Here is a 5,969-nt window from a genome sequence, read left to right on the forward strand (position 1 = left end):
CCGACGGCTGCAGCCACGCCAAGCTGATTGCCCGCGCCGATGCGGCGATGTACGCCTCGAAGCGCTCGGGCGGCTCGACGCACTGCTTCTACTCCACCGCCATGGACGCCGACGCCGAGGCGCAGTTCGAGCTCCTGCGCGACCTGCGCAAGGCGATCGCGCAGAAGGAATTCGAGCTCTTCTACCAGCCGAAGATCGACTCCAAGAGCGGCAAGGTCACCGCCGTCGAGGCGCTGCTGCGCTGGAAGCATCCGACGCGCGGCCTGCTGCTGCCGAGCACCTTCATTCCCATCGCCGAACGCTTCGGCCTGATCGGAATGATCGGCAACTGGGTCATCGAGGACGCCTGCCGGCAGAGCCGCCAATGGCGCGACAAGGGCCTGCGCATGCGCGTCGCCATCAACCTGTCGGCGCACCAGATGCGCCAGGACGACATCGTCGAGCGGATCACCGGCGCCCTGCAGGCGCACAAGATCCATCCCTCGCTGCTGACCTGCGAGATCACCGAGTCGACGGCGATGGAGGACACCAAGACCACGCAGGCGACCTTTCGCCGCCTCGGCGAGCTCGGCACGCACCTGTCGATCGACGACTTCGGCACCGGCTACTCGAGCCTCAGCTACCTGCGCCGCCTGCCCGCGGAGGAGCTGAAGATCGACCGCAGCTTCATCATGGACCTCGAGCACAGCGCCGATGCCCGCGCCGTTGTCGACGCCGTGATCAAGCTCGCCCATGCGCTCGGCCTCAAGGTCGTCGCCGAGGGCGTCGAGAACCCGCGCCAGCAGCAGGTCCTGGCCGAGATGCAGTGCGACGAGCTGCAGGGTTTCCTCTTCGCCAAGCCGATGTCGGCGCGCGCACTGCTGCTCTGGGCGATGAACGACCGCGACGACGCGGCGGTCTTCAGGCCGTCGCTGTTCGATGAGACGCGGCAGTCGGAACGGGCCTGAGCGGCAGCTGTCCGCAGCCGTCGCGGCAACGGCCCGTGCCGCCTCGCTGCAATTCGTCCCGGGAAAACCGCGCTCCGTCGCAAGCGCCTTTTCCGGCCGGCAAGGGCCTCCTACATTCCCGCCATCGCACCTCGCGGTGCCCCGCTGTCGAGAGATCACCATGACCGGACACACGCTCTCAGCCGTCTTCACCTTCGCCCTGCTGGCCGGCGGCGCCGCCGCGATCGGCTCGGAGATGTTCTCGCCGCGCCAGGCCTCCGCGCCGCAGGCGGAGATGCAGGCCGTGACCTTGCCGCCGGTGATCGTCACCGGCCGGCGCCAGAAGCCCGTCGAGGTGGCCGCCGGCACGCCGGCCGAGCCGGCGCGCGTGCAGTGACGGCGCCGTGCGACCGGGGCCCCGCCGGCGCAGCGGTCACATCTGCCGGAAGACGTGCAGGAAGCTGCGGCTGACCGGAAGCACCTCGCGCCGGCCCTTCAGCTGCACCTCCGCGGTCTCGTTGAGGCCGCGGTTGACCTGCGCGACCTGGCGCAGGTTGACGATCACCGAGCGGTGGATCTGGGCGAAGGTCTCGGGGTCGAGCTCGTCGGCGAGCTCCCGGATCGTCTTGCGGATGAGCGCCTCGCCGCCCTCCCACGCGACCAGCGTGTACTTCTCGTCGGAGCGCAGGAAGGCGATCTGCTCGACCGGGATCAGGCGCACGCTCGTTCCCACCAAGGCGCGGATCCACTGCAGGTGCCGGGCCCGGCCGAAGTTGCCGCGGGCGCCCAGCTCGCTGGCGAGCCGGTCCAGCACGAGGTCGAGGTCGGGTGACGCCGCCGGCGCCGGCGCCGCCAGGCGCTGCTTCAGGCGCTCGATGGTGTCGGCGAGGCGGGCCTCGTCGAAGGGCTTGACGACGTAGTCGAGCGCGCCGTGCTCGAAGGCCTGCACCGCGTACTGCTCGTGCGCGGTCACGAAGACGATCTCGGCGCGCCGGGCGATGGCGCGCGCCGCCTCGATGCCGCCGACGCCGGGCATGTGCACGTCGATGAACGCCACCTGCGGCAGGTGGATCTCGAACAGCTCGATCGCCTCGCGTCCGTTGCGCGCTTCCGCGACCACGACCAGCTCCCGCCAGAGCCGCCCGAGGTGGCCGCGCAGGCGGTCGCGCAGGAGCGGCTCGTCGTCGGCAATGAGCGCCTGCACCGGCTTCATGCCGGGGCCGCCGCGCCGGCCGGGACGATGATCTCCGCGCGCACTCCCTGCGGCGTGTTCTCGTGCAACTCGAGCCTGGCTTGGGGGCCAAAGTAGGCGCGCAGGCGGGCGCGCAGGTTCTCGAGGCCGGTACCCGGCTGCGCCGTCTCGGCCATGCCGGCGCCTGTGTCGGCGACGATGATGCGAAGGGCGTCGTCGGCCGGGCCCCGGCTGGCCACCACGCTGATGCGCCCGCCGGCTTCGCTCGGGTCGATGCCGTGGTGGATGGCGTTCTCGACCAGGGTCAGCAGGCCCATGGTCGGAAATCCGCTGCCGGCCAGCGCCTGCGGGACCTCCACCGAATACTCGAGACGATCGGGCATGCGCATGTGCATCAGCTCGAGGTAGGCGCGGACCAGACCGACCTCGTCGGCGAGCGTGGACGGCCCCGCGTGCAGCTTCGGCATGGCCGCGCGCAGGTAGGCGATCAGGCTGCGGAGCACGGGTGCGGCCCGCGGCGAGCCGGACTCGACCAGCTCCTGGACGTTGGCCAGCGTGTTGAACAGGAAGTGCGGCTCGATCTGCGCGTTGAGCAGCTTGAGGCGGGCATCGAGCGCCTGCTTCTCGAGGGTGCTGCGCTCGAGCTGGAACGACAGCTGTTCGGCCCGCGCCTGCGTGTCGCGCTCGCGGTACAGGGCGCCGAGCGCGAGCAGCGGCGCGATCACCAGGGCCACGCCGGTGAGCACGATGAAGCCGGTGATCCGGCCCTCGTGCTCGAGCATGGCGGCGATCCGGCCGTCGAGCGAGGGAAGGTACGCCAGCAGCGTCGCCACCGGCGCCGTCAGCGCCACCGCGACGACCGGCGCCAGCCAGCGCGGCACGCCCGGGAGCTGCCACGTCCTTCCGGCGACGAAGGCGAGCAGGAGCAAGGCCGACACCCCCAGGGTGCGGCCGAGCAGCACGGCGAACGGGACCTGGAAGATGGGATTCAGCGCCAGCGCCGCGAGCACCGCCAGGACCACCGCGATCAGGGCCCCGCGCCAGGTGAACGCGTCCACGAACGACTGCGCCACCGAAGGGCGACGAGGGGCCGCGGACGCGCCTTTCTCACTCATGCGGGAACGATAGCGCGGGCCCGGGCATGGAAGCGGAGGCGCCCCGCCCGCCTCCGACGAACGACGGTGCCGAGGGTGCGGGCGACGGCCGGACGGCTCGGCCGGCCGCGCCCTGAACCCGCGACCGGCTTAGCCGCCGGCGCGCCGGCTAGGCGCCGGCGCGCTGCAGGCGCGCTGAAAGCGCCTGCTCGAGGGTGTCGGCGCTGTCGAGCAGGTGCGCCCTCGTTTCCTCGTTCAGCCCGGCCCGCTGCCCGGCCCCGCGCAGGCGCTCGAGCAGCGCCCTGGCCTGCTGCCGGACGACACCGCGCGTGTCGGCCCGGCTCGCTCCGCCCGGCCGGATCAGGACCGCGGCGATCCGGTTGATGTGGTCGCGCTGGACCTCGCGACGCAGCGGCGCGATGTCGGTGCGGGCGTCGAGCTCGCTCCACACCGCCTTCGTGAGCCGGTCGTACAGCTCGGACATGCGCAGGGCGCGGCCGGTGCCGGCGGGCGCCTTCTCGCTGCTCTCGAGCAGCCGCGTCGCGACGGTGTCGCTCATCATCGCGCCCAGCAGCGAGCGCTGCATGCCAAGCACCTGCACCGAGGGCGAGTAGTCGGTCTGGGCCGAGCCCTCGCCGTTGCGCAGGGCCTCGGAGCGCTCGCTGAAGTCGGCGCCGAGCTTTCTCTGCAGCGCCGGCGACACGCGCAGGCTGTCGGCCGAAAGCAGGCTGCCGGTGATGAGGTCGAGCGCCTCGCGCTGCTCGGCGAAGGGCACCGGCGTGAGCGGGTCGCGGCCGGTTCCCGGCGCGTCGCGCACCGTGCGCACGCCGCCGATCTGGCGCGCCAGCACGTTGGCGGCACGCGCCACGTCGCGCAGGGCGAAGGTCACCGACCGCTTCAGGACGTTGTATTCCTGGTCGGGCCGCAGCTGGCGCGTCTCCTGGCGCTTGAGCAGGTCCTGGGCGATGGCGATGCGCTTCCTGGCGAAGGCGATCACGTCGCTGCCGAGGTCGAACTGCAGAGACTCGTTGTCGATGCCGAGGAAGTTGTCCTCGTCGGTGCCGTAGGCCAGGAGCGGCTCGGCACTGCGCCCGGCGATCTTCTCCAGCGCTGCCTTTTCCGCCTCGGGCGTCAGGCCGCTCGCGAGCGGCCGGTAGGCGTACTCGATGGCCCAGTAGTCGTACGGCCCGAGCGTGTCGTTGAAGGCGGTGCCGTACTTCTCGCGCGGCTCGTCGGCCGAGTTGAGGTTGATCGGCGCGTACTCCATCACCGAGCCGCTGATGCCGTTGGCCTTCGTGAACGCCGGATCGGCGAGCTGCTGCTGGGTGTAGACGCGCGACGAGCGGAAGTTGTGGCGCAGGCCCAGCGTGTGGCCGACCTCGTGCATCGTCAGGTCCTTCAGGTAGGCGCGCACGAACTGCTCGGCCTCCGGGCTGTCCGGATCGATCTCGCCGCGGGCCTCGAGCACGTCGGCGGCATAGGTGTACTGCTCGGCCGCGAAATCGCCGTAGGTGCAGAGCCGGCCGCTCAGGAGGAGGGCCCGCTCGCCCACGCTGCCGTGATCGTGGCCGGCGTGGTCGTCGACGCCGTTCGAGATCAGGATCTGCGAGCGGGCGGCGCGGATGCTGCGCGAGGACAGGCTCTCGATGCCGATGTCGGCGTCGAGGATCTCGCCGCTGCGCGGATCGACATGGCTCGGCCCGATGGCGCCGAACGCCGGCGTGGCATTGACCATCCAGCGGATCGACGCGCGGCCGAAGTCGAGGGTGTCGAAGTCGGCGTTCTCCGGCTGGACCTCGACCCGGATCGCGTCCTTGAAGCCGATCTTCTCGAAGGCCTTGTTCCACTCCAGCACGCCGGCAGTGATCGGCTCCCGGTACTTCACCGGAATCGAGCGGTCGAGCCAGAACACGATCGGCCTGACCGGCTCCGACAGCTCGGCCGCCGGGTCCTTCTTCTCGAGCCGCCACCGGTTCACGAAGCGCTGCCGCGGCGTGCGCTGCAGGTCGTTGGTGAAGTCGTAGCGGCCGCTCTCGAAGTAGCCGATGCGTGCGTCGGCCTTGCGTCCCTGCATCGGCTCGGCCGGCAGGCGCGCCAGGGAATAGTGGATCGCCAGGAACATGCTGCGCGGATCCGGCAGCGAGCGCGGCGCGCTCGGCTGCGGCGCACCCGGAGGCGTGCCGGGCTGCGGAACCGAGATCGAGCCGGTCGCGTAGTGGCCGAGCACCTCGAGGACGAGCAGGTCGGGCGTGGCCCGGACTTTCGTGATCGCGGAGTTGCGGGCATCGAAGGCATAGCCCTGGCGATAGGCCCGCTGCAGGTCCATGCCGAAGCCGAGCAGGTCGGAAAGGAAGAGGCTGTTCGCCTCGACCAGCACCGACTTGCGCTCCGGCTCGGGCAGGCTCAGCACCGGCGCGCTCGACAGCAGGCTCGGCGAGTACGCGGCCTCGATGGCCAGCGCTTCCGGCGTGTTGGCGTTGGCGACGTAGCCCACGTTGCGCCAGAGCAGCTGGACCTGGTTGTGGACGCGGCGGAACTCGACGATGCCGCTGTCGACCATGAGGCCGCCGAAGAACATTCGTTCGCCGATGCCGGTCTTGAGCTTCGGCGACAGGAAGAACGGCTTGTTGAAGTCATCCGGCTTCAGCTCGAACCAGACCTTGTCGTCCTTCTGCCAGACGACGAGCGTGCCGTCGCTGCGCCTGGCATCCTTCACCACGTCGGCGAACGGCCGCAGGCCACCCGCGGGCGGCGCAG

Annotated in this window: 5 protein-coding genes; 2 read left to right on the plus strand and 3 right to left on the minus strand. The window is 70.9% G+C overall.

The window, feature by feature from the left end; translation table 11 throughout:
- Both AC30N0_RS19695 and AC30N0_RS19700 read left to right on the plus strand, forming a co-directional pair.
- Positions 1-947 (plus strand): putative bifunctional diguanylate cyclase/phosphodiesterase (locus AC30N0_RS19695; protein WP_489519577.1); only part of this gene is annotated, 947 nt, incomplete at its 5' end.
- Between the two features lie 160 nt (positions 948-1,107).
- A complete protein-coding gene (locus tag AC30N0_RS19700) occupies positions 1,108-1,323 on the plus strand; it encodes a hypothetical protein (RefSeq protein WP_489519578.1) in 216 nt (71 codons plus the stop codon).
- A gap of 36 nt (positions 1,324-1,359) precedes the next feature.
- Here AC30N0_RS19700 and AC30N0_RS19705 read toward each other — a convergent pair whose 3' ends face one another.
- The 3 genes from AC30N0_RS19705 to AC30N0_RS19715 form a co-directional block, all read right to left on the minus strand.
- Positions 1,360-2,139 carry a LytR/AlgR family response regulator transcription factor gene (locus AC30N0_RS19705; protein WP_489519579.1) on the minus strand — a complete coding sequence of 260 codons (780 nt, stop codon included), beginning with the start codon at positions 2,137-2,139 and terminating at the stop codon, positions 1,360-1,362.
- Positions 2,136-3,233, minus strand: a complete 1,098-nt coding sequence (locus tag AC30N0_RS19710; protein ID WP_489519580.1) for a sensor histidine kinase — start codon at positions 3,231-3,233, stop codon at positions 2,136-2,138. Before AC30N0_RS19710 ends, AC30N0_RS19705 begins: the two co-directional genes overlap by 4 nt.
- Positions 3,234-3,381: 148 nt before the next feature.
- Positions 3,382-5,969, minus strand: a 2,588-nt coding sequence (locus AC30N0_RS19715; RefSeq protein WP_489519581.1) for a zinc-dependent metalloprotease, incomplete at its 5' end; no start/stop codon positions are given.

The sequence above is a fragment of the Rhizobacter sp. genome, from assembly GCF_031412495.1.
Taxonomy (GTDB): Bacteria; Pseudomonadota; Gammaproteobacteria; order Burkholderiales; family Burkholderiaceae_C; genus Schlegelella_A.